Source organism: Pseudomonas sp. St316, from assembly GCF_018325905.1.
Classification (GTDB): domain Bacteria; phylum Pseudomonadota; class Gammaproteobacteria; order Pseudomonadales; family Pseudomonadaceae; genus Aquipseudomonas.
In genome coordinates this window covers 4432099-4456572 of the sequence record NZ_AP021901.1, presented here as the reverse complement: position 1 = coordinate 4456572, position 24474 = coordinate 4432099, and the positions used below count along the sequence as shown (strand labels likewise).

Annotated in this window: 22 protein-coding genes; 6 read left to right on the top strand and 16 right to left on the bottom strand. The window is 62.6% G+C overall.

Going from position 1 to position 24474, the window contains the following annotated elements; all coding sequences use genetic code 11:
- Window positions 1-170 precede the first annotated feature (170 nt).
- From KI237_RS19630 to KI237_RS19620, 3 genes are all read right to left on the bottom strand, one after another.
- Window positions 171-1208, bottom strand: coding sequence for an AraC family transcriptional regulator (locus KI237_RS19630; protein ID WP_212796664.1), 1038 nt, complete (start codon window positions 1206-1208; stop codon window positions 171-173).
- Between the two features lie 2 nt (window positions 1209-1210).
- Window positions 1211-2344, bottom strand: coding sequence for a carbon-nitrogen hydrolase family protein (locus KI237_RS19625; RefSeq protein WP_212800662.1), 1134 nt, complete (start codon window positions 2342-2344; stop codon window positions 1211-1213).
- A gap of 175 nt (window positions 2345-2519) precedes the next feature.
- Window positions 2520-3737, bottom strand: a complete 1218-nt coding sequence (locus KI237_RS19620; RefSeq protein ID WP_212796663.1) for a DUF3422 domain-containing protein — start codon at window positions 3735-3737, stop codon at window positions 2520-2522.
- A gap of 398 nt (window positions 3738-4135) precedes the next feature.
- On the opposite strand from KI237_RS19620, the gene KI237_RS19615 reads away from it, so the two are divergent.
- Both KI237_RS19615 and KI237_RS19610 read left to right on the top strand, forming a co-directional pair.
- The gene (locus KI237_RS19615) at window positions 4136-6175 is read left to right on the top strand and encodes an oxidoreductase (protein ID WP_212796662.1); all 2040 of its coding nucleotides are present in this window, start codon (window positions 4136-4138) and stop codon (window positions 6173-6175) included.
- A 186-nt stretch (window positions 6176-6361) separates the two neighbouring features.
- The gene (locus KI237_RS19610) at window positions 6362-7270 is read left to right on the top strand and encodes a 1-aminocyclopropane-1-carboxylate deaminase/D-cysteine desulfhydrase (protein WP_212796661.1); all 909 of its coding nucleotides are present in this window, start codon (window positions 6362-6364) and stop codon (window positions 7268-7270) included.
- A gap of 6 nt (window positions 7271-7276) precedes the next feature.
- On the opposite strand, the gene KI237_RS19605 is transcribed toward KI237_RS19610, so the two are convergent.
- Together KI237_RS19605 and KI237_RS19600 are read right to left on the bottom strand one after the other, a co-directional pair.
- The gene (locus tag KI237_RS19605) at window positions 7277-7825 is read right to left on the bottom strand and encodes a cytochrome b (protein WP_212796660.1); all 549 of its coding nucleotides are present in this window, start codon (window positions 7823-7825) and stop codon (window positions 7277-7279) included.
- Between the two features lie 125 nt (window positions 7826-7950).
- A complete protein-coding gene (locus KI237_RS19600) occupies window positions 7951-9345 on the bottom strand; it encodes a type VI secretion system Vgr family protein (protein WP_212796659.1) in 1395 nt (464 codons plus the stop codon).
- A 219-nt stretch (window positions 9346-9564) separates the two neighbouring features.
- Here KI237_RS19600 and KI237_RS19595 point away from each other — a divergent pair, with 219 nt between their 5' ends.
- Window positions 9565-10269 carry a YebC/PmpR family DNA-binding transcriptional regulator gene (locus KI237_RS19595; protein ID WP_212796658.1) on the top strand — a complete coding sequence of 235 codons (705 nt, stop codon included), beginning with the start codon at window positions 9565-9567 and terminating at the stop codon, window positions 10267-10269.
- A gap of 188 nt (window positions 10270-10457) precedes the next feature.
- On the opposite strand, the gene KI237_RS19590 is transcribed toward KI237_RS19595, so the two are convergent.
- The 8 genes from KI237_RS19590 to KI237_RS19555 all read right to left on the bottom strand — a co-directional run bounded on the left by KI237_RS19590 (window position 10458) and on the right by KI237_RS19555 (window position 18725).
- Window positions 10458-11783: a leucine-rich repeat-containing protein kinase family protein gene (locus tag KI237_RS19590; RefSeq protein ID WP_212796657.1), complete on the bottom strand. Its 1326-nt coding sequence runs from the start codon at window positions 11781-11783 to the stop codon at window positions 10458-10460.
- Between the two features lie 237 nt (window positions 11784-12020).
- A complete protein-coding gene (locus KI237_RS19585) occupies window positions 12021-13082 on the bottom strand; it encodes an ABC transporter substrate-binding protein (protein WP_057447748.1) in 1062 nt (353 codons plus the stop codon).
- Window positions 13083-13100: 18 nt separating this feature from the next.
- The gene (locus KI237_RS19580) at window positions 13101-14216 is read right to left on the bottom strand and encodes an NAD(P)/FAD-dependent oxidoreductase (RefSeq protein ID WP_212796656.1); all 1116 of its coding nucleotides are present in this window, start codon (window positions 14214-14216) and stop codon (window positions 13101-13103) included.
- A complete protein-coding gene (locus tag KI237_RS19575) occupies window positions 14213-15568 on the bottom strand; it encodes an FAD/NAD(P)-dependent oxidoreductase (protein ID WP_212796655.1) in 1356 nt (451 codons plus the stop codon). Before KI237_RS19575 ends, KI237_RS19580 begins: the two co-directional genes overlap by 4 nt.
- Window positions 15569-15734: 166 nt before the next feature.
- The gene (locus KI237_RS19570; RefSeq protein ID WP_122568049.1) at window positions 15735-16025 is read right to left on the bottom strand and encodes a (2Fe-2S)-binding protein; all 291 of its coding nucleotides are present in this window, start codon (window positions 16023-16025) and stop codon (window positions 15735-15737) included.
- A 7-nt stretch (window positions 16026-16032) separates the two neighbouring features.
- Window positions 16033-16827 (bottom strand): ABC transporter permease, encoded by a 795-nt coding sequence (locus tag KI237_RS19565; protein ID WP_212796654.1) that lies wholly within the window; start codon window positions 16825-16827, stop codon window positions 16033-16035.
- 6 nt (window positions 16828-16833) lie between these two features.
- Window positions 16834-17703, bottom strand: coding sequence for an ABC transporter permease (locus tag KI237_RS19560; RefSeq protein WP_212796653.1), 870 nt, complete (start codon window positions 17701-17703; stop codon window positions 16834-16836).
- A complete protein-coding gene (locus tag KI237_RS19555; RefSeq protein ID WP_212796652.1) occupies window positions 17700-18725 on the bottom strand; it encodes an ABC transporter ATP-binding protein in 1026 nt (341 codons plus the stop codon). Before KI237_RS19555 ends, KI237_RS19560 begins: the two co-directional genes overlap by 4 nt.
- Before the next feature lie 246 nt (window positions 18726-18971).
- Between KI237_RS19555 and KI237_RS19550 the strand changes: the two genes are divergently transcribed.
- Window positions 18972-19808: an IclR family transcriptional regulator gene (locus KI237_RS19550; protein ID WP_212796651.1), complete on the top strand. Its 837-nt coding sequence runs from the start codon at window positions 18972-18974 to the stop codon at window positions 19806-19808.
- A gap of 55 nt (window positions 19809-19863) precedes the next feature.
- Here KI237_RS19550 and KI237_RS19545 read toward each other — a convergent pair whose 3' ends face one another.
- Together KI237_RS19545 and KI237_RS19540 are read right to left on the bottom strand one after the other, a co-directional pair.
- Window positions 19864-20616: an anti-sigma factor family protein gene (locus KI237_RS19545; protein ID WP_212796650.1), complete on the bottom strand. Its 753-nt coding sequence runs from the start codon at window positions 20614-20616 to the stop codon at window positions 19864-19866.
- Window positions 20613-21119 (bottom strand): sigma-70 family RNA polymerase sigma factor, encoded by a 507-nt coding sequence (locus tag KI237_RS19540; protein WP_212796649.1) that lies wholly within the window; start codon window positions 21117-21119, stop codon window positions 20613-20615. Before KI237_RS19540 ends, KI237_RS19545 begins: the two co-directional genes overlap by 4 nt.
- A 164-nt stretch (window positions 21120-21283) precedes the next feature.
- Between KI237_RS19540 and KI237_RS19535 the strand changes: the two genes are divergently transcribed.
- On the top strand, window positions 21284-22366 hold the full coding sequence (locus KI237_RS19535) for a catalase family peroxidase (RefSeq protein ID WP_212796648.1): 1083 nt from the start codon (window positions 21284-21286) through the stop codon (window positions 22364-22366).
- A complete protein-coding gene (locus KI237_RS19530; RefSeq protein ID WP_212796647.1) occupies window positions 22363-22899 on the top strand; it encodes a cytochrome b in 537 nt (178 codons plus the stop codon). Before KI237_RS19535 ends, KI237_RS19530 begins: the two co-directional genes overlap by 4 nt.
- Window positions 22900-23001: 102 nt before the next feature.
- On the opposite strand, the gene KI237_RS19525 is transcribed toward KI237_RS19530, so the two are convergent.
- Window positions 23002-24153 carry a M14 family metallopeptidase gene (locus tag KI237_RS19525; RefSeq protein ID WP_212796646.1) on the bottom strand — a complete coding sequence of 384 codons (1152 nt, stop codon included), beginning with the start codon at window positions 24151-24153 and terminating at the stop codon, window positions 23002-23004.
- Window positions 24154-24474: the final 321 nt, after the last annotated feature.

Sequence of the window (24474 nt, the reverse complement as noted above, 5' to 3'; positions counted from 1 at the left end):
ATCGGTTTCAACGAAAAGGGAAGGACACGTAATGGATGATTATCAGGAAGAGCTGCTGGAATACCAGGCGTATGAACTGGACCCGCTGGAACCTGCCGAGGATGCAACGGAGCTATAGGTAACTGAGCTGCATGTTGTAAGCGGCTAGCTCGGTTGCAGTAGCTTGAAGCTCAAACTCCTCGGTGACTACGACGAAACTCTCCGGGCGTCTGGTTGTTCCAGCGCTTGAAGGCTCGTTGGAAGGCCTCGGCTGAGGCGAATCCCAATAGATAAGCGATTTCGCCGAACGCCAGTTCGGTATCGCGTATGTAGGTCATGGCCAGGTCGCGGCGGGTGTCGTTGAGGATGGCGCGAAACTGCGTGCCTTCCTCGGCCAGCTTGCGACGCAGGGTCCAGGTCGGCAGCTTCAGGCGAGCCGCCACTTCTTCCAGGTCGGGTTCCCGGCCGCCGTTGAGCAACGGTCCCAGCAGTTGGATGATGCGCTCGCGCAGGCTACGGGTGCGGGTCAGTTGTTCCAGTTCCCGTTCACACAACTGAAGCAGATGCTGCCAGGTGCTGGGGCAATGCTGTGGGTTGCGCTGGGCGAGGCTGTCCAGGCCAAGGCGCAGTTGATTCTGTTCGGCGCCAAATTGGATCGGGCAGTCACCGAGCGTTCGGTAGGCCTGCAGGTATGCCGGTTCCTCGAATTCGATTTCGATGCGTTCGGGCCTCAGCACGATGCCGCTGACGCTGGACAGTTGTGCCAGCCAGCCGGCAATGATCGAGTCCACGACGAAGCGGTTGTAGGCGTTATACGGACTGATGGAGTAGAACCGTAGCCAAGCGCCTCTGACATCTTCATGGAAACTCGATTGGCCGCGATAGTTGGAGCCATACAGCGGCTCGAAGCGGATCAGGCAACGGGCGGCCTCGCGCACCGTTGGCGCCTGGGCCGCGGTAACGCCCGCCAGCCCGGCCTGGCTCAAGCGGCCGAGTTGGCCCATGCGCAGGCCCAAGGCCGGGTCCTGGGTCTGTTGAATCGCGGCGTGGCCCAGGCGCATGTAGCGTGGGATCGACAATCGTGCCCCGGGCTCGGCCAGGCGTGTGGCATCGAGACCGTACTGTTCAAGCAAGGGTTGCGGGTTTTGCCCATGGCTGGCGACCGCGTCAGCCAGGCTATGGACGAAGCCCACTGACAGGTCGCCCAGGCGCATTGGCTGCGGTTTCATGTTCACAACCACAGGTTCAGCAGGCGGGCGCCAGGGGCGTTGCCATCGGCGAAGTGTTGGCCGTTGTGGCTGATGAAACTCTGGCCGGCGCTGCCGCTGTCCCAGAACTGGCCCCGCAGGAACACGCTGACGCCGCCCCGAGCCTGGCTGATGGGCAACTGGCCGGTCAGTGTCAGGCGATGCCAGGCTTGGCCTTCGTTCACTTCACCCGGTTTGAGGCTCACCTCGCTCGGCGTGGACAGGCCTTTATAACCGCTCCAGGGTTTGTCCCACGTATCGCGACCGAGGATGAAGGCGGGCACCGCAATCAGTTGCGCGCCCTGCTCGTCGAGTTGCCGGTAGTGCAGTGGGTACCAGCTGTCGCTGCCGATCAGCACGCCCAGGCGCCCGGCGGGGGTGTCTATGACTTGGAAAGCGGTCGTCGGGCGGTCGGCCCCAAGCACATCGTGCTGTTCAAACACTGGATGTCGTTGGCGTTGTGGCTGGCCGATCGGCCGGCCATCGTTGCCGAACACCAGGCTGCTGTTGTACAGAGCGCCGCGACCGATCTTCAGTTCACCGTCGCTGACACTGGGCTCGGGAAGCACGATGGAGCCGGCCACCAGGGTGATACCGAACTCCTTGGCCAGCCCACCGAACAGCGCTTGATAATCATGGGCCATGCGCTCGGCTTTCATGCGCAGGTAGGCATCGTTCAGTCGGCTATCGCCTTGAGCGCTGACCAATGCCTGGATAAACGCCAGCGGATTACTGACCGCCAGCCAGTTCATGGCTTCCTTCAGGGTGGTGGCCTGGTACAACTCGTCTTTTTCGCCGCCGACCATCAACCAGGTGCCGATGTGCTCGGGCAGGACCACCACGGTCTTGGCATTGAGAAAGCCCTGGTCACGAGCGGTCTGCAGATAGGCTGCCAGTTTGCGATGCAGGCGCTCGGGGCTCTGGTAGTCGGTGGGGAACAGTTCGGGTTGGATGCCCAGCAGGTTGCCGCGGTCGGCCGGCGTGCCCTGGTCGACCGCCAGGCTGATGCGCAGGTCCGACAGGTAATGGCCCGCCGGACGATCCGTCGTCCACAGTGCGTAGGTGATCAGGGCGGCAATCAAGGCCAAGGAAAACAGCAGGTACAGAAATTTGCGCATGGGAGAACAGTCAGCGGCCGTGTGCAGGTTCATGATTTTTTCATCAAGAGCTACGGGGCAGGGTACGGTAAAACAAGGGATTAGCGAAGGGCGGGGCGCTGATTTGTACTCGCGGCAGGCCTGCGCAGAGGGCGTCCATGGAACCCTTGGACGCCCTCTGCGCGGGCAAGGCGCACTAGTGACTTTTGGCCTTCCTGATCCGGATCAGAATCAGCAGCATGATCAACAGCACCGGTGGTGTCATGCCCAGCAGTGCCTCGCGGGCCGAGAGGTTTGCGCCCAAGGTGTGCAGCCCGCTATAGACCAGTTTGAACAGATTGATCAGGTAGTAGGTGATGGCAATGATCGACAGGCCTTCCACCGCGCGCTGGATCTTTATCTGTGCATCGGCGCGTGCATTGAGGCTACGCAGGATCTCGGCATTCTGGTCCTCCATTTCGACCTGTACGCGTGCTTGCAGCAAGTCACCCAGGTTGGCGACGCTCATGGCCAGTTGCTCGAGGCGCTGTTCGGTGGCCGCGCAATAACGCACCGTGGGTTTGAAACGCCGTTCGATGAACACGCCCAGCCGCTGGCAATCCCCCAGGTGACTTTCGCGCAACTCTCCCAGGCGCTCGAACACCAGTTGGGCGTAGGCGCGGGTGGCGCTGAAACGGTGGCGATTCCTGACCGTGCTGCTGACAACCTGGCGAGACAGCAGGGCGATGTCTTCCAGCAGGGCCTTGGCATGTACGCCGCTGGCGTTGGCGTTGCGGCCGGACAGGCTCACCAGGGTGCGATCGAATTCGTTCAGTTGCGGGTCCAGTGCCTTGGCGGTACTGAGCGACAAGGACGCCATCATGCGATAGGTCTCGATTTCCAGCAGGCGCCGGATCATGCGTCCCTGGCGATAAGCGTTGAGCCGTCGGTTGATGAACAGCAGGCGATTGGTGCCGTCCTCGGTCAGGCGAAAATCGCTCCAGACCACCGCATCGCCACCGCCCACGCATGAGCCGCAAGGGTCCTTGAAGCCGTAGCTGGGCAGATCAAGGCCGGCTTCTGCGCGCACCACCACCTGAACGGCATTGATGAGGTGCTGGGAGTTACCCTCGATCCCCTGGGCAAGGCATTCGGGCAGCGTTGTCCAGTGCAGTTCATGGGTGCTGGCGGGAACGACCAGGGTCAGGGTGAAGAACTCGGCATGGCGCTCCCACTTGAGCGGGTGTCCTTCAAGGCGGGTGATGCCTTGTGCGGCCTCTGCTGCGTGGGTTCCGGGGCACAGTCGTTCGAGCAGCGCGTTGCATTGGGCATTGTCGCCCAGAAACGCCAGGTGGAAGACGTGGGCCGGCTCGTCGAAATACAGCGACGGGCGAGCGTGCAGCTCGTTGTGCAGCATTTTTCGTTGGGGATGCATGCCAGTGTCCTGTATCACAAATACTGTTCCTTTTTGACGGCGTCTGTTGTCGTCATGCTGCGTTGCCGCTCCTCGCCATAGCGGGCTATGACTCGTCGCGGCGCCTTGCCTGACGACAACAGCCACTCGTCAAGAAAGGAACGTATTTGCGAAACAGGACACCGTGACAACCGTGTGATGAGCGATATTTAGGGTTGAGCACCTGAGCCAGCGTTCATAGGACTGGCTCATCCCGTCCAGAGTCACGCACGGCTGATCGGCGCCATGCACATTTGGATCATTAAGTTGTCAGTTACGGTCATTGAGCGCCCGCATCCCGGCTCTTACGCTGTGGGTCATGACAGACGCAAGCCGCAGAGCTTGCGCTTTCCCCGTGATCGCCCGTTGTGGAGTTACCAATGACCGCCTCTCATTACCCGCACCTGCTGGCCCCGCTGGACCTGGGTTTCACCACCTTGCGCAACCGTACCCTGATGGGCTCGATGCATACCGGCCTGGAAGAGAAACCCGGCGGCTTCGAGCGCATGGCGGCGTATTTTGCCGAGCGCGCCAGGGGGGGCGTGGGCCTGATGGTCACCGGTGGGATCGGGCCGAACGACGAGGGCGGCGTCTACTCCGGCGCGGCCAAGCTGACCACTGAAGAAGAAGCGCTCAAGCACCAGATCGTTACCCGCGCCGTACACGAGGCCGGTGGCAAGATCTGCATGCAGATTCTCCATGCCGGGCGCTACGCCTACAGCCCCAAGCTGGTGGCACCGAGCGCGATCCAGGCGCCGATCAATCCGTTCAAGCCCAAGGAGCTGGACGAGGAGGGTATCGAGAAACAGATCAGCGATTTCGTCACCTGCTCGGTACTGGCCCAGAAGGCCGAATACGACGGCGTCGAGATCATGGGCTCGGAAGGTTATTTCATTAACCAGTTCCTGGCGGCCCACACCAACCACCGTACCGACCGTTGGGGCGGTAGCTATGAAAACCGCATGCGCCTGCCGGTGGAAATCGTGCGTCGGGTGCGCGAGGCGGTAGGCCCGAATTTCATTATCATCTTTCGCCTGTCGATGCTCGATCTGGTGGAAGGCGGCAGCACCTGGGAGGAAATCGTCCAGTTGGCCAAGGCCATCGAGCAGGCCGGTGCGACGATTATCAACACCGGTATCGGTTGGCACGAAGCGCGAATTCCCACCATCGCCACCAAGGTTCCGCGGGCGGCGTTCAGCAAGGTCACGGCCAAGCTGCGCGGTTCGGTGAACATCCCGCTGATCACCACCAACCGCATCAACACCCCGGAAGTGGCCGAGCAGATCCTCGCTGAAGGCGATGCCGACATGGTCTCAATGGCCCGGCCGTTCCTGGCCGATCCGGAGTTCGTCAACAAGGCCGCTGCCGGTCGCGGTGATGAAATCAACACCTGCATCGGCTGCAACCAGGCGTGCCTGGACCACACCTTTGGCGGCAAGCTCACCAGTTGCCTGGTCAACCCAAGGGCTTGCCATGAAACCGAGCTGAACTACCTGCCGGTGACCCAGGTGAAGAAAATCGCCGTGGTCGGTGCCGGCCCGGCCGGCCTGTCCGCTGCCACGGTGGCGGCCGAGCGTGGGCATCAGGTGACGCTGTTCGATTCGGCCAGCGAAATCGGTGGCCAGTTCAACGTCGCCAAGCGCGTGCCAGGCAAGGAGGAGTTCTTCGAAACCCTGCGTTACTTCAAGCGCAAACTGCAGACCAGTCATGTCGAGCTGTGCCTCGACACCCGGGTGGATGTGGCGCAATTGGTGGCTGGCGGTTACGACGAGATCATTCTCGCCACCGGCATCGCCCCGCGCGTGCCGGCGATTCCCGGGGTAGAGCATGCCAAGGTCTTGAGCTACCTGGATGTGATTCTCGAGCGCAAGCCAGTGGGCCGCAGTGTCGCGGTGATTGGCGCCGGCGGTATCGGCTTCGACGTATCGGAGTTCCTGGTTCATCAAGGCGTCGCCACCAGCCAGGACCGCGAGGCGTTCTGGAAGGAGTGGGGGATCGACACCCACCTCGAGGCTCGCGGCGGCGTGGCCGGGATCAAGGCCGAACCTCACGCACCGGCGCGCCAGGTGTTCCTGCTGCAACGCAAGACCTCCAAGGTCGGTGACGGCCTGGGCAAGACCACCGGTTGGATTCACCGCACAGGCCTGAAGAACAAGCAGGTGCAGATGCTCAACAGCGTCGAGTACCTGAAGATCGACGACGATGGCCTGCACATTCGCATCGGCGAAGCGGGCGAACCACAGGTGCTGGCCGTGGACAACATCGTGATCTGCGCCGGCCAGGATCCGTTGCGTGAGTTGCAGGCAGGCCTGGAGGCGGCGGGGCAGAAGGTTCATCTTATCGGCGGTGCCGACGTGGCGGCGGAATTGGATGCCAAGCGGGCGATCAACCAGGGTTCGCGGTTGGCGGCGCAGTTGTAAGGCACGCCCCAGCAAACCCCTTGTGGGAGCGAGCTTGCTCGCGATAGCGGCAGGTCAGTCAACATTCATGCTGCTGACTAACCGCTATCGCGAGCAAGCTCGCTCCCACAGGGGAATGTGGTGAGCCTGAAGTTACCCGCTGCCAAGCTGTTAAGATGCCGGCCTATTTCCCCCTGGCCTGCCGCCATGCTGCTTTGCGCCCTCGACTGGCATCCCCAACCCCGACTCGAACCCCTTCACCTGGACTGGCTCGCCCGTGCCGGTGTTGAAGTAGCGGTGTTGCGCCTGGACCGGATCGATCCGCTGATCAGCGGCAACAAGTGGTTCAAGCTGGTCCATCATTTGCGCGCTGCCCATGAGGCCGGTGCCGAGGGGGTCATGAGCCTGGGCGGGGCCTATTCCAATCATTTGCATGCGTTGGCCGCGGCGGGCAAGCGCTTCGGGTTTCCGACGGCGGGGCTGTTGCGTGGTCATCCCCAGGACACGCCGACGGTGCGCGACCTGAAAGCGTTTGGCATGGACCTGCACTGGTTGGGTTATGGCGGATACCGAGAGCGGCACGCGCCGGGTTTCTGGGCGCCGTGGCAGAACCGCTATCCACATTTGCATCCAGTGCCCGAGGGCGGTTCAGGATTACCCGGCGCACAAGGCTGCCAGGTGTGGGCGACGAGTGTCCGTGAACAGCTGGCAACGTTGGGATGGGCGGATTATCACGGCTGGTGGCTGGCCTGTGGCACCGGCACGTCACTGGCCGGGCTGGTGCTGGCCGAAGCGGGCGAGCGCCCGGTCTATGGCGTGCTGGCGGTGCCCCAGGACCATGGCGTGGCGCCGCTAGTCGAAAGCATCGTGGGGGAGGCGGGCCTTTGCAGTGCGCTTTATGAGTTGTTCGACGGCAGCCGTGGCGGTTTCGCCCGGGTCGATACCGAACTCACCGAGTTCATCAAAACCACGGCGGCCATCGAACTGGAACCGTTGTACACCGGCAAAGCCTTGATGTTGCTTAAAGCGCGGGTCGAGGCCGGAGGGTTTGCCCCCGGCACCCGTTTGATTTTCGTCCACACCGGCGGTTTGCAAGGCCGCCGAGGGTTCGAGTAACGACGATCAGCCGCGTTTGGGCATCATCCGCAGCAGCGTGTTGTCCCTTACCACATAGTGGTGGTACAGCCCCGCCAAGGCATGCAAACCAATCAACCAATAGCCGATGGTGCCGCCCAGCACATGCCAGCCTTCCAGTTGCTTGGCGAACTCCTTGTCCTGACCGATGAGCAAGGGCAGATCGAAGCCGTAGAACATCACCTGATGCCCTTCGGCGCTGGTAATCAGCCAGCCCAGCAGCGGCATGGCGATCATGAACAGGTACAGCGCCCAGTGCATCAGGCGAGCCAGGAGGGTTTGCCACGCAGGCGAGGCCGGGAAAATCGCCGGTGCCTTACCCATGCTGCGGGCGAACAGGCGTAGCCAGACCAGCAGGAACACCGTCAGGCCGAGCATGAAGTGCGCTTCCTTGATCAGGGTCCGGCCGCCACTGCCCTTGGGGAAAATCCCTCGGAACTCGATGCAGGCATAAACCACGGCCAGCAGAACCAGCATCAGCCAATGCAAGGTTACCGTGACGGTACTGTAGCGGCTTTCTGAGTTTTTCCAGGGCATTGCAGGTCTCTCCAACAATCAGGGTAAAGCGCCGTCTAGAGCGGCGTTATTCGTTACTGTAAGCCCGTTTCGCCGGGTTTGCATGAGTCAGATCAGTTTTGCCGGCATGAAGTCACAGGATTGAGTCAGGGCGTGCAGTCCGGCGGATTCAACAGCCAGTCCAATAGCAGCCCCGCATCATGATTGCCACGGGGCGGTTTAGGGGGCGTGGTGGCGGTATCGACAGCCCCTGGGCACAGCACCGGGCGGTCGGGGTCACCATCGAGAAAACTCACCAGCACTTCGCTGCCGGCCATCAGGCTGGGGCGGCCATCGAGCGTCAGCCGCGACACGGGCAGTGTGATGCCGTCCTGGTCCGGTGCCCATAGGCTGACACTCACCTGGCCACGTTCATCGGCGCTGGCCGGCTGGCCGGCACGGCCGAGTACATGGCCCAGGTGGTAGCCGGGGATGCAGGGCTTGGGATGCTTGAGGGCCGGCCTGAACACGGTGGACCAAGGAATGGCGGTGAACCGGTTGCGATAGTCACGGGCCGACGGTGCGGCGGGCAGGTCCGGTTCAAGGATCGAAAACTGCCGCCCTCGATGCTGGACCTCGGTGATCAACCATTGATCGTTGAAGGTGGAAACCGGGTGTTCGCAGATCTGCACGATGTCGCCGCCGTGCAGGGTTGGTTGGGTACTGTGGCCATGGATCTCCCGTTGCCGGCAGCGCAGCCGTTCAAGGTGGCGGCGACCGGCCTGGTAACGGTGAGCCAAAGCCGGGTTGCCATGCATGGCCTCGTGATCGATTTGTTCAAAGGGTTGATTCGCCGCCGTGGCCTCGGCTTCGGGCGGGGCCCGGTCGCTGAATCCGACGGGCAGGCCAGGCATCATCGGATGGTGACGCAAATACAAGCGCTTGATGGCCGGCAGCAGGCTGTCGTTCGGGCGCAGGGTCAGCTCGACGGGGCGCGCGGGAAAGCTCTTCGGGTCTTCGGCAAACACCAGGACATGGCCCTGGGGAGCGTGTTCGAAGTGGTAATGAATGCCGTCTTCCTCGCACAGGCGTTGCAGGAGGGTCAGGTCGCTTTCGTCGTACTGGATGCAAAACGGGCGACACGGATACTGCCCATGAGGCAGTTCGAAACGGTAACTGTCTACGGGTAGCGCGTGTTCTTCCAAGAGGCGTTGCAGCAGCTGCACCACGCTGAGCCGATGGAAAACCCGGCGCTGCGGGCCTTGCTCCAGTTGCTGGAGGTAGGGGACCAACGTCAAGCGATAGCCGATGCGCCGCGGCGCCAGGGCACTCAGGCTAACGCTGTGGACAATCCCATGGACGCCTGATTCACCGTCCAGGCGCAGGAAGGCCGGATGCCCCAAGAGCAGGTCGGGATCTATCGGCGGTGCCAGGCCGATCAGTTCGAGGTCAAAGCGGTATGGCTGGTTGAGGGCTTCGCGGCCGTTGAAGCGCAAGACTTGCAGTTGCAAGTCGCTTTGCGTGAGCGTCAGGCTGAAGGGACTTTCCGTGTCGTTGCGCATCGCAGCTCCTACTGGCGGGGAGAGAGGCGCAGAGGGTACGAAACTGCGGGGGAAAACGGTGCTTGTGAGTCGCCATTTCAGAAACGCCCTACAACATGCTGTGAAAATGTCGATCCGGCAGGGTGAATTTTTTGGTCGATCAGCCGGTTTAGGCCGTATAAACTTGCGCCACAGCGCCGGCCGGCAGATGTCTCGGCGCGTCAGACAAGAGAGTGAGTAATGGGCGCACAGTGGAAGGTTAAACACAAAGAAGCGGCTGCCAACGCCAAGGGCAAGATCTTCGGCAAACTGGTGAAGGAAATCACCATTGCCGCGCGCAACGGCGCGGATACCGCTACCAACGCGCACTTGCGACTGGTGGTCGAACAGGCGAAGAAGGCCTCGATGCCCCGCGAGACCCTGGAACGCGCGATCAAGAAAGGTTCTGGCCAGCTCGGTGAAACCGTGCAATACCACCGCGTCACCTACGAAGGGTTCGCGCCGCACCAGGTGCCGCTGATCGTCGAATGCGTGACCGATAACATCAACCGCACCGTTGCCGAAATTCGCGTCGCGTTCCGCAAGGGCCAACTCGGCGCCTCGGGTTCGGTGGCGTGGGACTTCAACCATGTCGGCATGATCGAAGCCGCGCCGGACGGCCCGGACGCCGATCCGGAAATGGCCGCCATCGAGGCCGGCGCCCAGGATTTCGAGGCGGGCGAAGAAGGCGCGACGTTGTTCCTCACCGATCCTGCCGACCTCGATGCCGTCCAGAAGGCCTTGCCGGAGCAGGGTTTCACCGTGTTGTCGGCCAAGTTGGGCTACCAGCCGAAAAATCCGGTCAGCGGGTTGACCGACGAGCAGATGGCTGAAGTCGAAGCCTTTCTCGAAGGCCTCGATAACCATGATGACGTGCAGGACATGTTTGTCGGGTTGGCCGGCTAAGCGGTACCCCCTGTGGCGAGGGGATTAATCCCTGGGTGCGGTTCACTCTGTGGGAGCAAGGCTTGTCCGCGATGAAGACGACGCGGCCTCTGGGAAAACGAGGTGTCCGCATCGCGAGCAAGCCTTGCTCCCACAAATAAATCCCCTCGCCACAATAAGTGGTGTGATTGTCAGTTTGGGGTGCTGGTTTAGTCGGTGTGTTTGAATTTGCTCAGCAACCTTTCAATCTCATCAAAGCCCGGTCGCGCCAGCACATCCGGCTGACAGCAACGTACCTGCAGATCCTGCAACGTTGCCAGTTCCCCGTCGCTGAGCGCCGGTTCGATACGCGTCAACAATTCCCCCAGCAAAATCCCGAATGCCCGCACCTCGATCCGTTGCAGTGCACGGGTTTGCAGGTTGTCCGTGGTGGCGTGGAACGACGCCGCGCCAAAGTCCCCCAGCAGGCAATCACCCTGGTCATCGCACAGGATGTTATGCCCGTACAGATCCCCATGGGTGATGCCTTGGCGGTGCAGGTGCGCCGCCACCGAAGCGATGCCGTGGGCGATGCGCAAGGCTGCCGGGGCGCTCAGGCGCAGTTCATCGGCATACACGTCGCGGGTGCATGATGCCAGGCTCGGTAGCCCGGCGAGGTTACGGTAGCTGGGCTCGATCAGCGCCATCACCAGCCCGGCCTGTTGCGCGGGGTGCCCGCTGACCTGGCCCAACACATCGATCAGGTTCGGGTGTCGACCGGCCGTGATGCAGGCATGCATTTCATGCAGGGGCGAGCCGTCGCTGGTCATCTGGCCTTTGTACAGCTTCACTGCGACCTTTCGTGGCACTTGGCCGGGCGCCTGCCAGAGCGCCTGGTGAATCACTCCGGATGCGCCTTCGCCCAGCTGATGTTGCAGCGTCAGTTGGGACCAGTCGAGGGGCGTCGTGGTGTTCAAGGCCGCGGCATCGGCCTGGGTTTCCAAGGGGTTGCCGGCGTAGGCCAGCCAACTGAGGCTCGGCAGTTCCAACAGCCATTGCGGCAGCTCGGTCAGTTGGTTGGCGGCGATGCGCAGCAGTTCGAGGCGATGACACTGACCCAGGCTCACCGGCAACTGCTGCAAACGATTGCCGGCCAGCATCAGTTTTTGCAGGTGCGGGCGTTGGCCCAGTTCGTCCGGCAATTGGCTGACGCAGTTGTCGGTCAGGATCAGCCAGCGCAGCAGAGGTGGCAGTGCGGCGCCCGTGACGCGGGTGATGCGGTTGGCCTTGAAACCGACCATGGTCAACGCGCTGCAACGGCCCAGGCATTCGGGCAGTTCGGTGAAGCGGTTGTCCGAACAGAACAGTACGCGCAGGCGGGTCAGTCGATGCAGGTCGTCGGGCAGGGTGTCCAACTGATTGCCGCTGAGGTTGATAATCTCGAGGGAATCGGCCAGCTCGAAGATTTCCCGGGGGAACTGCGTCAAGCCGCAGGCCAGGTCCAACCGGGTAATGCCCGAGAGCTGGCCTGCGCGTAGTTGGGCGAGGGTGTGCATGGGAGGGTTCGCTGTTGATCAAAGGGAGGGTCTGGCGCCCGTAGCCAGACAGTTAACCAATTATCAGCTCAGTACAACACCCTGTGGCGAGGGGATTTATCTGTGGGAGCAAGGCTTGCCCGCGATGCAGGCGCCTCGTTTTCTAGGAGACCGCGTCGTCTTCATCGCGGGCAAGCCTTGCTCTCACAGCAGTTTTTCCCATACAAAGTGTTGCTCCCCTCGCCACAGTCGAGCGCGCTAGCGCTCGATGCTGCGGTTCCAACGGGCGTTCCAGGCCGGGCGTTGTTCGTTGACCTGGTCCCAATCCACGGCAATCGCCGTTTCCAGGTATTGCTTCATCGCCTCCACCTGGCCGCGGGTCTTGTCGGTGGTCGGGGTGTTGGGGTTGGACGGGATCTGGTCGCCTTCTTCCAGGGCGATGGCCTGGGCTTGCGGGGTCAGCAGGAAAGCCGCGAGCTTTTGCGCCAGTTCCGGTTGGGTATTCTGGGCGATGGCGCATTCGGCGACGTTGAGGACCACGGCGCCTTCCTTCGGCTGGGCATATTCGACCGGCATGCCCTTGAGTTTCAACGCGGTCACCTGGGTCGGCGTCAGCGGGAACAGCGCAGCTTCGTCGGTCTGCAGCATTTCGGATATCTTCGCCGAGCTTGGAATGTACTCCAGCACGTTGCGCCCCACCGTGTTTGGCCAGGCCTTGAAGCCCGGTTCGACGTCGGTTTCGCTGCCGCCCTGGATCCGGTTGAACATCAAAAAGCCGTGCAGGCCGAACGTGGACGAGGCCATCGACTGGAACACTACTTTGTCCTTGAAGCGTGGATCGGCCAGGTCCATCCATGAGGTGGGTGTATTCCAGCCCTTTTCCTTGAACAGCCGGGTGTTGTAGGCCAAGCCTGTCACCCCGAGGCTGACAGCCACGGCCTGATCCTTGATGCGCCCCTTGGCCGGGATCTGCGCCAGGGGCGGGCTGTCTTCGAGCTTGTCGCACAAGCCCATGGCGATGGCGCGGTACATGATGCCGTCATCGAGGAACATCACGTGCATCTGCGGGTTGCCTTTGCTGGCCTGGACTTTGGCCAGGATGTCGGCGGAGGTGCCGGGCACGATGACCACTTTGACGTTGTTGGCTTTTTCGAAAGCCGGCAAGACCTTGTCGGCGTAGAGGCGCTCCATGGTGCCGCCGTTCATGCCCAGGTAAAGCGTCGGCTCGGCCAACGCCTGGGTGACCGGGAGCAGGGCGCCCAGGCAAGCGGAACCCAGCGAGCAGAAACCGAACAGTGCACTGCGTTTGACGTTATTCATTGGCGCGACCTTCCTCTATCAAGCAACGGAGATGGAGTGAAACCGGGTGATGGAAAACGCATCCAGCGGCGTGGTCGAAGCCCCGCTGCAGATGATCTCGGTGAGCGCCTGGCCCACCGCCGGGCCGATCTGGAAGCCCGCGCCGGCAAAGCCGAATGCGTGCAACAGACCAGCCTGGGTGCTGCTGTGGCCGATCACCGGCTGGCGATCGGGCAGGTAGCCTTCGGTGCCGCTCCAGGTACGAATCGCCTGGGCGCCTTCCAGGAATGGGTAGAGCTCGACGGCCTGGCGCAGGATTTCCAGCACGGCGCTCTGGCCGGGTCGGGCGCGTGCCGCGTCCAACGCAAAACCTTGGCCGCCGCCCAGCACGCAATTGCCGCGCGAGACCTGGCGGGCATAGATACCGCCGCCCTCGACGCCGGTGCTGGCGTCCATGACCAAGGGCAAGGGTTCGGTAACCAGCATCGCTGGGTGCCCGGCGTGCATCGGTACCGCTTCGCCGAACTGCGCGGCGAACTGGCTCGCCCAGGCACCGGCGCAGTTCAGCAGCCAGGGCGCGTGAAACGTCAGGCCTGTTGTGGTGTGTACGGCAAAGCGTTGGCCGTCATGCACAACGTTGCTGACGGCGCATTGTTCGTGGACTTGCGCGCCATGCCGGCGGGCGGCCTGGGCAAAGGCTGGCGATACCAGGCGCGGATTGGCATGACCGTCGTCCGGGCACAGCGACGCCCCGACCGCTACGGTGCCGACCCACGGAAAACGCTCGCGCAGCGCCTTGCGATCAAGCAGTTGCAGATCCAGGCCAAAGCCCTGGCTGGCGGCGGCGTAGTCGTGCAGCGCTTGCAGATCTTCAGCGCTGCGGGCCAGCTTCAGATGACCGCTGCGCTGGTATTCACCATCGATGCCGATCAATTGTGGCAACTGGCTCCAGATCTCATGGGCCCGTTGCGACAAGGGCAATTGCGACAGCGGCCGGCCCTGGCGGCGCACACCACCGTAGTTCACGCCGCTGGCGTGCGAACCGCAGAAGTCGCGCTCCAGCAACGCCACCCGGCGTCCGGCCTGGCTGAGGAACAACGCGGCCGAGGCGCCGACGATGCCGCCGCCAATGATCACTGCATCCACTTCGATCATGGCTCGACCTCCAGGCCGAAGGGTACGGGCTTGATCGGCGCCTGGGCCCGCAAGCGGCCGATGCTGGAAACGGCGCGGCCACTTTCGCGGGCAATGATTTCCGCCGCAGCGGCACCGCACATCCGGCCCTGGCAACGGCCCATGCCGACCCGGCAATGCGCCTTGACCCGATTGATCTCCCAATGGCCTTCGCCAACCACCTGGCGGATGTCACCCGCGCTGACTTCTTCGCAGCGGCAAATCATCAGGTCATCGGCGGCGTCGGCGGCCCACTCTTCAGGAAAGGCAAACGCACGTTCCAGGCCCTGTCGGAACTGGCCGATGCGTTCAAGGGCTTGTTCCAGTTGCGTGCAACGTTGCGGGTCGGTGGAGTAACCGCGGTCTTCGAGCAAGGCCAGGGCCGCCCGTTCACCAGCCATTTCAGCCGCGTCGGCGCCCATGATGCCGGCGCCGTCACCGGCCAGGTAAATCCCTGGCACGCTGCTGCGACCGGCGTGGTCGCGTCGTGGCAGCCAGGCGCGGTTGAGGGTGTTCCAGGCAAACTCGCAGCCCAGCAAGTCGGCCAATTGGGTTTCACTGCGCAAGCCGTGGGCGAAGGCCACCGCGTCGCAGTCGAGGGTGTGTTCGCCGTTGGCGTTGCGCCATTTCAACGACTGCACCCGGCGTTCGCCGTCGAGACCCGACAGGCTCGCGCCTTGATGCACGACGATGCCGTGGGCGGTCAGCCAGGCCCGATAATAGAGGCCCTTGGCGAGGGTGACCGGTTGTGCCAGCAGGCCGGGCAGGGCGCGGACCTGGGCGCCAAAGGGCGAGCTGTCGAGCACCGCGACCACGTTGGCGCCGGCCCGGGCGTATTGATAAGCCACCAGATACAACAAGGGACCGCTGCCGGCGAACACCACCCGTTCACCAATGGAGCAACCCTGGAATTTCAGGGCGATCTGCGCCGCGCCCAGGCTGTATACCCCGGGCAGGGTCCACCCCGGCACGGGCAGGACCCGGTCGGTGGCGCCGGTTGCGACGATCACGCTGGCGTACTCGAGGCGGTCGGCGCGGCCTTCATGCAGGGTATCGAGCAGGCCGGCCTCGGCGTTCCACACCAGCGTGTCGGGACGGTAGTCGAGCTGTCCGCGCAACGTGTCGAGCGTCTGGTGGATGGCGTTGGCCTTGTGCGCTTCGAAGCCATAGAGCTTGCCTGGCGAGCGCTTGAAATGGGCCGGTTGGCGCCGATAGATCTGCCCGCCACCGTTGGCGGCTTCGTCCAGCAGGACCGGGTACAGACCGTGGGCGACCAATGTCTGCGCGGCACGGATACCGGCGGGGCCGGCGCCGATGATGGCTATCGGTTTCATCGCCACCTCATTGGCTGGGCCGGAGGATTTGTGGTGTTGTCGAAGCCGTCATCGCGAGCAAGCTCGCTCCCACATTGGGGGTGTGGTGAATGTGGATTTTGTGTGTGCCGAAGCAACCCTGTGGGAGCGAGCTTGCTCGCGATGAGGCCATCCCAGTCGACCGTGTTCATACCTGGCGCCCCGGCTCGCGGTTGATGTGTTGGCCGGCTTCGAGCAGGGTCGAGCAGGCGCGTACGCGGCGGCCATCACCCAGGCGCACCCAGCAGTCCTGGCAAGCACCCATCAGACAGAAACCGGCACGGGGTTCGGCGCTGAAGTCACTGCCGCGCAGGTGTTCGCTGCAGGTCAGCACGGCGGTCAGCAGGGTGTCCCCCAAAAGGCCCGTGGCGGGCTGGCCGTCGAGGGTAAAGTCCAGGGCCGGGCGGTCGCCTTCGGCCAGTCGTTTCAGCAGTGCCATGACACCCTCATTGTTTGCCTACCAGGACCCGATCCAGGCCATAGACCCGGTCGAGCAGAATCATGGTCAGCGCGGTCAGCGCGATGACCAGTGCCGACACCGCCGCCATCATCGGGTCGATGGATTCAGTGGCGTACACGTACATGCGCACCGGCAAGGTTTGCGTGGCCGGCGAGGTGACGAAGATCGACAGCGTGACTTCATCGAAACTGTTGATGAACGCCAGCAGCCAGCCCCCGGCCACCCCCGGCAGGATCATCGGCAAGGTGATTTGCCGGAACAGCGTGAAGCGCCCCGCCCCCAACGATTGCGCGGCCTGTTCGGCGCTGCGGTCCAGGCCGATGGCCGAGGCCAGCACCAGGCGCAACACATAGGGCGTGATCACCAGCACGTGGGCGAAGATCAGCCAGGCAAAGCTGCCGTTCACGCCCATCAGCGCAAACAGGCGCAGCAATGCGACCCCCAGCACCAGGTGCGGAATGATGATCGGCGACAGGAACAGGCCGTTGAAGAAGTCCCGTCCGGGGAACTCGAGCCGGGTGATCGCCAGGGCCGCCGGCACCGCGATCAACGTCGCCAGCGACGCCGCGCTGAACGCCAGGACCAGACTGTTGTAGAACGCATCGACAAAGTCCGCGCGTTCGAACACGGCGCGAAACCAGCGCAGGGAAAATGTCGTGGTCGGCAGGCTCAAGGTGTTTTCCGGGGTGAAGGCGACGAGGCAGACCACCGCCAGCGGCGCGAGCATGAACACCACCACCAGCGCGTGGAACAGCAGGGCGAAAGGACCGTTTCTGGACATGGCGAATTATCCCAATGACTTCTTGTAGCGGCCTTCGATCATCCGGTTCCACGACAGCATGATCAGCAGGTTGAGCAGCAGCAGCGCGACGGCAATGGCCGCGCCCATCGGCCAGTTCAACTCCGACAGGTACTGGTCGTAGATCAACGTGGCGACCATCTTCAAACGACGTCCGCCGAGCAGGCCGGGAATCGCGAAGGAACTGGCGGCGAGGCCGAACACAATCAGCGTGCCGGACAGCACGCCGGGCATGATCTGCGGCAACACCACTTTGCGGATCACCGTGAATTGGCTGGCCCCCAGGGACAGCGCGGCCTGTTCGGCGGCCGGGTCGAGTTTCTGCAGCGAGGTCCAGACCGGAATGATCATGAACGGCAACATCACGTGGACCAGGGCGATGACCACGGCGAATGGCGTGTAGAGCAGCTTCATCGGCGAACCGCCGAGGGCTTGCAGGGCCTGGTTGACCAAGCCGTCGGCGCCGAGCAGCAGGCTCCAGCCGAAAGCCCGCACCACCACCGAAATCAGCAGCGGCGTGAGAATCAGGATCAGGAAAATCGAGCGCCACGGTGCGCCCATGCGGCTGAGGATGTACGCCTCGGGCACGCCGATCAGCACGCACAGGAGGGTGGTCAGGGCGCTGATCCAGAACGTGCGCAAAAATATCTCGTAGAAGTATGGATCGCCCAGCAGGCTGGTGTAGTGCTCGAAGGTATAGGCGTCGCCGTTGATGCCCGAGCTGTAGTCGAAGACGTTGAACGACAGGACCAAGGTCAAGCCCAAGGGAATGACCAGCAGGCCCAGGTACAAGGCCAGGGCTGGCGCGGACATCAGGTAGCCTTGCCGACCGCGGCGCATCGCATCGATCAGCTTCATGCCGACACCTCGTCCGCGCTCAGTACCCGCAGCAGCGCCGGGTCCCAATCCAGGCCCACCGCCGTACCTTCGACCAAGGGCGCGGAGCCGTCGTTGCGGCGCACCACGCAGAGTTCACCCAGGCTGGTCGAGACACCGTACAGCCATTGGCTGCCAAGGAAGAAGCGGCTGACGAGGGTGCCTTGCAGTCGCCCTGAACCGACCTCGCACAAGTCGATTTTTTCCGGGCGCAGGCTTAGCGTCAGCTCACCATTGCCCTGGCTGCAGGCTTGAACGACGCCCGTGCTGTCCCGCATGCCGGACAGCAGGTTGGCTTTGCCGACGAAGCCGGAAATGAACTCGGTGCGCGGGTGCTCGTAAAGGGTATACGGCGCGTCGATCTGGGTGATGCGCCCGGCCTGCATCACCACGACCCGGTCACTGATCGACAGGGCTTCGGACTGGTCGTGGGTGACCATCAGTGTGGTGATCCCGACTTCGCGCTGGATACGACGGATCTCGTATTGCATCTCTTCGCGCAAATTGGCGTCGAGGTTGGACAGTGGCTCGTCGAGCAACAGCACTGGTGGCTCGATCACCAGCGCCCGGGCCAGTGCCACGCGTTGGCGCTGGCCGCCCGAGAGTTCTCGCGGGTAGCGGTCGGCATGGCGGTCCAGGCGTACCAGTTTCAACACCCGGTCCACCCGTCGTTGCAACTCGGCATTGGCCACTTTGCGCATGCGCAGGCCGAAGGCGACGTTGTCCTTGACGGTCATGTGGGGAAATAGCGCATAGCTCTGGAACACCACACCGAGGCCACGGCTGGCGGGCTTGGCGTGGGTAATGTCGCGACCGTCCAGCAGGATGCGCCCGCTGCTGACTTCGACGAAGCCGGCGATCATCTGCAAGGTGGTGGTTTTGCCGCAGCCGGAAGGTCCCAGTAGCGAGACGAACTCACCTTTTTCCACCGACAGATGGGTGGCGACCACGGCGTCGATATCGCCGTAACGTTTGCCAAGTCCTTCAAGTTGCACAAAAGCCATCGCTGCGCTCCACCTGAGATTGTTATGCGTCGCCGCCAGGCGCGCTTTTTTGTATGGGCAGATACGAAAGGGAGTTGCTGGGGTGCGTTGGCGCTCGACCTTGAGTCGGCTGCCGCTGTTGTTCGAATCGCCCCTGTCTGGACGAAGAGTAGGACGAAGAATAGGATGGGCTCAATGGACTATTTCACTGAAGCGAAGACTATTTTCAATTTCATTCAGTGAGTAAATTTAATAATGAGAAATTACATGCCTAATTCCACTGATCGGAATAATGAGAAAGGCGAGGTGGGCGTCGGCGCGGTCTCCCGCCTGTTTGCCGTGTTGCGCAGCCTGGGTGACACCGTCGAAGGCGGCGAGCGGGTGACACAATTGGCCCAGCGCATCGGCCTGTCCCAACCCACCACGCATCGCTTGTTGCGCAGCCTGATGGACGAAGGCATGGTCGAGCAGGACGCGCGCAGCAAACGCTACCGCCTGAGCCTGGAGTTCTTCGCCCTGGCCGCCCGCGCCGGTAACACCGGCAATCTGCGCGAACTGGTGCGCCCGGCGATGCTGCGGTTGTCGGCCTCCCTGGGGGACTCGTTATTTTTGCTCGCCCGCAGTGGTTTCGATGCGGTCTGCCTGGACCGCAGCGAAGGGCCGTTTCCGATCCGCACGTTCACCGGCGACATTGGCGGGCGCGTGGCGTTGGGCGTGGGGCAGGGCAGTCTGGCGATCCTGGCGTTTCTGCCGGAGGAAGAGCGTGACACGGTGATTCAATACAACCTGCCGCGGCTCAAGGATTTCCATTTGTACGACGAAGTCTTCCTGCGTTCGGAAGTGGAGAACGTCCGTACACTGGGCTACGCCGGGCGCAATACTGGCGTATTGCAAGGCATGGCCGGGGTGGCCGTGCCGATCCTGGACCGTGACGGCCGCGCCGTGGCCGCCTTGAGCGTGGCAACGGTGAGTGACCGCCTGGGGCCCGATCGCCTGCCGACGGTGGTGGACATGCTCAAGCGCGAGGCAGCCCTGATCGGACCGCGGATCAACCCGTTCGACCCATTGCTGCGCAGGCCTTCGCAGGTGTTTGGGCAGGGGTGAACACACTTTCAAGAGCTATCTGTACCCCCACAGAGACTCCCACAGGGTAGGGGGCTCAGAAGTTCAGGGTCTGCTTGAGCCGCTGCACCGTCGGCGTATCACTGGGGATGACCATCGCATAGTTGTAGCCCGGCCCGGACCAGTACTCGGCTTGCAACTCGCCCTCGCGGCGACTGCCCCGCGGCAGGAGGAAGTTTTTCGGGCCGGGTGGGCGCACGTAGAAGCTGATTTTCTGACCGCTCGGGTCCTGATAGAGCACCATCGCCGCCGCGCCTTGTTCGGTGCTGAGCAAGCGTCCGCTGACCGGCCTGAAACCGGCGCCCGACAGGTCTGGCAGCCGGTCGGCCTGGGTGAAGTAGCGGTCGAGCCAGCCTTGCATGCTCTGCTCGTCGCCGCTCTGGTAATCAGCCGGAAGGATGCCCTGCTGGGCAATCAAGCGGTATGCCTGCAAGGCATCGGCCATGGGGGCTGCCGCGCTGAGCAGGGTCATTTGCCGCGCCTGCCAGCCACCCAAGCCACCCATGCTGACGGCCAGCAGCAACACCGCGGCGCTGGCCAGGTGACGGCGGGAGCGATGTTTCAGGTGCTGGCGAATCATGGCCGGGTCGAGATCCGGATTGGGCGTTTGTTGCAAGGCGCCGCTCAGGGCCGTGCGCAGGTGCTGTGCGTCCTGTTGCCAGGCCCGGACCCGGGCGGCGACTTCCGGCTGGTTGGCCAAATAGGCCTGCACCAGGCGCTGGTCGGCCTCGCTCAGTTGGCGATCGACGTAGGCGTGCAGGTCGCTTTCGCTGGGGGGCATGCTGATCATTTGAGTATCCGCAGGGTAGGGCGGGTGATTTCGCCGTCGCTGAGTTGGCGCAGGGCCTGGCGAGCGCGGGACAGGCGGGACATTACCGTGCCCGTCGGCACGCCGAGGATGTCGGCGACTTGCTGGTAACTCAAACCTTCCACCGACACCCACAACAACAGCGCGCGTTGTTCCGTCGCGAGTTGGTCGAAGGCCTGCAGGGACGATTGCGCGATCACGCTGCGCTCGGCCGAAGGGTGGGCGTCGTCGCGACCGGTGAAAAACTCCAGCATGCGCGCATAGCGACGGGAGCGACGATGACCGTCGAGAAACTGTCGGTACAGAATCGAAAACAACCAGGCCCGCAGATCGCCGTCCGGGCGCTTGTCGCTCCATTTGGACAACGCCCGTTCCAGGCACATCTGCACCAGGTCGTCGGCGTTGCTCGGGTTGCGCGTCAGCGACACGGCAAAACGCCGTAGCCTGGGGATGAGCTCGCGCAACTGTTCGTCGATTGCGTTCATAGGGGGCTTCTGTGGGCAGTCACTGCGCCGGGACTGGAAAGACGACCCGCGAACGAGATTATTCCAGTGCAGGAAAAATAAATACGAGGCGTGGGAATAAACCTGTCACGCCTTCGTCTGACGGGTCCTTTCCAACAAATGGCCCCGAGCCCTGGAGCTTTCTCATGGTTGATCCTTCACCCTCGTCGAGCCGGCCACCCTTGAGTGCCGCCGGCCTGACATTGCGCCTGAGCGGCATTGCCGTGATTGTTGCCGCGCTGGCCGGGGCGTTTGCCTACGTCAATGGCAGCCTCGACCCACTGCGCCTGACACCGCAGGCGTTGGTCAATGTACTGGAAAAAAACAACGGCGTTCATCCGGGCTTCCGACGCAACCACTCAAAAGGTGTCTGCGTCGCGGGCTATTTCCAAAGCACGGGCGAGGCCAGTGCCTATTCCAGCGCCCAAGTATTCTCGCAGCCGCAAACGCCAGTGGTTGGGCGTTTCGCCTTGCCCAGTGGCAACCCCTATGCGCCGGACGGCAGTGTGCCGATTCGCAGCCTTGCACTGCGCTTTACCCAGGCCAACGGCCAGCAATGGCGTACCGGCCTGAACAGCATGCCGGTGTTTCCGGTGGGCACGCCCGAAGCCTTCTACCAACTCCAGCAAGCCCAGTCGCCGGACCCTGCCACAGGGAAACCGAACCCTGCGGCCGTACCGGCTTTCTTTGCCGCGCACCCCGAAGCGATGCCGTTCCTGCAATGGATCAAGACCGCCAAGCCGTCAGCCAGCTATGCCACTGAAACCTACAACGGCATCAACGCGTTCTATCTGGTCAACCTCGCCGGGCAGCGCCAGGCGGTGCGCTGGGGCGTGGTGCCGATGAGCCAGGATGCTGCGGATGCGACGCCACCCCAGGGGGCCGACTTCCTTGAGCAAGACTTGGCGAAGCGTCTCGCCGCCGGGCCGTTGCGCTGGCAACTGAACATCACCTTGGCCAACCCGGGTGACCCGGTGAACGACGCCAGCAAGGCCTGGCCCGCTGACCGCAAGGTGATCAATGCCGGCACGCTGGTGCTGGAAAGCACCCAGGCGCAGGACAACGGCGAATGCCGCGACATCAACTATGACCCGCTGATCCTGCCCCAAGGGATCGAAGGTTCCGAAGACCCGCTATTGGTCGCGCGCTCCGCCGCCTACGCCAGTTCCTACCTGCGACGTACCAGCGAAGTGAGCCAATTGCCCGTCAAACAGGAGTCCCGCCCATGAGCGCCCCTCGTCACTTTGCTCCGCTGGCCCGGCTGCTGCACTGGCTGATGGCGCTGATGATCATCGCCATGCTGTTCATCGGCGCGGGCATGGTTGCCTCGGTGTCCGAACGCCATGAATGGCTGCTGCAGTTGCACAAACCATTGGGTATCGCGATTTTGCTTTTGGTGATCGTGCGCCTGGTGGTGCGTTTTACTACCCGCCAACCGCCGCTACCGGCCGATCTACCGGCCTGGCAAGTGCTGGCGGCAAATGCCTCGCATGTGCTGTTGTACGCCCTGATGCTGGTCCTGCCGCTGTTGGGCTGGGGCATGATTTCGGCGGCGGGGGACCCGGTGATGCTCGGCGACTCGTTGCAACTGCCTTCGATTCTGCCAGCGCATGCCCAGACGTTCGCACTGCTGCGCAAGGCCCATGGGTACTTGGCTTACCTGTTGTTCTTGACGGTGCTGGTGCATCTGGCGGCGGCGTTGTTTCACGCTTGGGTGCGCCGGGATGAGGTGTTGGACAGTATGTTGCGCGGCAAGGGCTGAGGTCGCTGCTCTCTGAGAGGCAAGGAGTAACCTGTGGCGAGGGGATCAATCCCCTCGCCACAGGATGTCTATCATGCCAGGGGGCGTGGTCAGGTCATGGGTTCAGCGCAATTCGTCGACCAGGGTCTCGATGGTGCTCAACACATCCTTGCCCAGTTGCATCGAGCGCTTGCCCGACCAGCCGGTGATCGGGTCAGGGTGATCGTTGTGGTCCTTGAACGGCATTTCCAGGGTCAGGGACAGGCAGTCATATTTCTGGCCGACCGCGTTACAGGCCAGGGTCATGTTGGCCTGGCCCGGTTCGTCGCGGGTGTAGCCGTGAGTGGTCTGGAAGTCTTTGGTCTGATGCTTGAGATGGCTGCGAAAGCGCTCTTCAAGTTCGGCAATGCGTGGCGTGTAGCCCGGGTTGCCTTCGCAACCGGCGGTGAAAACGTGGGGGATTTCCTCATCGCCGTGAGCATCGAGGAACAGATCGACCCCGTACTTTTCCATTTGCTGCTGTACGAAAAAGACCTCGGGGCTGATTTCCGGACTGGCGTTCTGCCAGGCACGGTTGAGGTCCTGGCCCATGGCGTTGGTCCGCAGATGCCCGTGGAATGCGCCGTCCGGGTTCATGTTCGGCACCAGGTACAGATCGGCCTTGGCGAGCAATTGGTTCAGTTGCGCATCGTCATGCTGCTGGAGGCGTTCGATCACGCCTTCCATGAACCACTCGGCCATGTGCTCACCGGGATGCTGCTGGGCGATGATCCAGACTTTGCGTCGGCCTTCGGCACCGCTGCCTTTGCGCAGCAGCTGAATGTCACGGCCTTCCACGCTTTTACCGACGGCCAATAGTTCGGTGCCGGCCTTGTGTTGCGCTTGCTCGATAAGCCAATCATGCCGGCCGCGACTGTAGGGTTCGAAGTAGGCGAACCAGGCGTTGGTCTGTTCGGTCTCCAGATAAAAGCGCAGGGCGTCGCCCTCAAATTGGGTCGGAACGCGGAACCAGTTGACGTGATCGTAGGAGGCAACGGCCTGGTAGCCCGTCCAGGCCTTGTTGTAAGACGATTGACTGGCATTGAGCAGCCGAAAGGAATATTCCTGGCCGACGTGCAGGCCGCTGGCCTTGAAGTGGAACCACTGGAAATGGGCGCTGCGGGTGTCGGGCCTGATCTTGAGCAACGACTGCAACGGGTTGCTGATGTCGACGACCTCGATGTTGCCGCTGTCGAAATTGGCACTGATATCAAAGGAAGATTTAGCCACGGTCACGATTCCTGGAGAGGATTTTCATGGCCATTACTGTACACGCAAGAAGGGGGACCGAGACGATTTACGTCACGTAAATGAGGGGGCGTCCTCCCTGGACGCCGAGCCAGCTTAGAGAGTCTGCAATCGATTCTCAAGTGCTGGTTGTCGATAGTTTGTGCCTGCGTGGCGGGGCTGCTCTTGCAAACGGATAGTCATTTGCTATCATCGCCGCCATCGAATTGGCAGCACCCAAAAAGACTTCATTAGCCTGAAGCCATAAGCCGAAAAATCGGCAAAAAAAGACCCGGCAAAAAGCCGGGTCAAAAACCGTGATTAGCCTGA

What these genes read in the sequence shown, in the direction of transcription:
- KI237_RS19630 (WP_212796664.1), bottom strand. Translation starts at nt 1,208, where the DNA reads ATGAAACCGCAGCCAATGCGCCTGGGCGACCTGTCAGTGGGCTTCGTC.
- KI237_RS19625 (WP_212800662.1), bottom strand. Translation starts at nt 2,344, where the DNA reads ATGCGCAAATTTCTGTACCTGCTGTTTTCCTTGGCCTTGATTGCCGCC.
- KI237_RS19620 (WP_212796663.1), bottom strand. Translation starts at nt 3,737, where the DNA reads ATGCATCCCCAACGAAAAATGCTGCACAACGAGCTGCACGCTCGCCCG.
- KI237_RS19615 (WP_212796662.1), top strand. Translation starts at nt 4,136, where the DNA reads ATGACCGCCTCTCATTACCCGCACCTGCTGGCCCCGCTGGACCTGGGT.
- KI237_RS19610 (WP_212796661.1), top strand. Translation starts at nt 6,362, where the DNA reads ATGCTGCTTTGCGCCCTCGACTGGCATCCCCAACCCCGACTCGAACCC.
- KI237_RS19605 (WP_212796660.1), bottom strand. Translation starts at nt 7,825, where the DNA reads ATGCCCTGGAAAAACTCAGAAAGCCGCTACAGTACCGTCACGGTAACC.
- KI237_RS19600 (WP_212796659.1), bottom strand. Translation starts at nt 9,345, where the DNA reads ATGCGCAACGACACGGAAAGTCCCTTCAGCCTGACGCTCACGCAAAGC.
- KI237_RS19595 (WP_212796658.1), top strand. Translation starts at nt 9,565, where the DNA reads ATGGGCGCACAGTGGAAGGTTAAACACAAAGAAGCGGCTGCCAACGCC.
- KI237_RS19590 (WP_212796657.1), bottom strand. Translation starts at nt 11,783, where the DNA reads ATGCACACCCTCGCCCAACTACGCGCAGGCCAGCTCTCGGGCATTACC.
- KI237_RS19585 (WP_057447748.1), bottom strand. Translation starts at nt 13,082, where the DNA reads ATGAATAACGTCAAACGCAGTGCACTGTTCGGTTTCTGCTCGCTGGGT.
- KI237_RS19580 (WP_212796656.1), bottom strand. Translation starts at nt 14,216, where the DNA reads ATGATCGAAGTGGATGCAGTGATCATTGGCGGCGGCATCGTCGGCGCC.
- KI237_RS19575 (WP_212796655.1), bottom strand. Translation starts at nt 15,568, where the DNA reads ATGAAACCGATAGCCATCATCGGCGCCGGCCCCGCCGGTATCCGTGCC.
- KI237_RS19570 (WP_122568049.1), bottom strand. Translation starts at nt 16,025, where the DNA reads ATGGCACTGCTGAAACGACTGGCCGAAGGCGACCGCCCGGCCCTGGAC.
- KI237_RS19565 (WP_212796654.1), bottom strand. Translation starts at nt 16,827, where the DNA reads ATGTCCAGAAACGGTCCTTTCGCCCTGCTGTTCCACGCGCTGGTGGTG.
- KI237_RS19560 (WP_212796653.1), bottom strand. Translation starts at nt 17,703, where the DNA reads ATGAAGCTGATCGATGCGATGCGCCGCGGTCGGCAAGGCTACCTGATG.
- KI237_RS19555 (WP_212796652.1), bottom strand. Translation starts at nt 18,725, where the DNA reads ATGGCTTTTGTGCAACTTGAAGGACTTGGCAAACGTTACGGCGATATC.
- KI237_RS19550 (WP_212796651.1), top strand. Translation starts at nt 18,972, where the DNA reads ATGCCTAATTCCACTGATCGGAATAATGAGAAAGGCGAGGTGGGCGTC.
- KI237_RS19545 (WP_212796650.1), bottom strand. Translation starts at nt 20,616, where the DNA reads ATGATCAGCATGCCCCCCAGCGAAAGCGACCTGCACGCCTACGTCGAT.
- KI237_RS19540 (WP_212796649.1), bottom strand. Translation starts at nt 21,119, where the DNA reads ATGAACGCAATCGACGAACAGTTGCGCGAGCTCATCCCCAGGCTACGG.
- KI237_RS19535 (WP_212796648.1), top strand. Translation starts at nt 21,284, where the DNA reads ATGGTTGATCCTTCACCCTCGTCGAGCCGGCCACCCTTGAGTGCCGCC.
- KI237_RS19530 (WP_212796647.1), top strand. Translation starts at nt 22,363, where the DNA reads ATGAGCGCCCCTCGTCACTTTGCTCCGCTGGCCCGGCTGCTGCACTGG.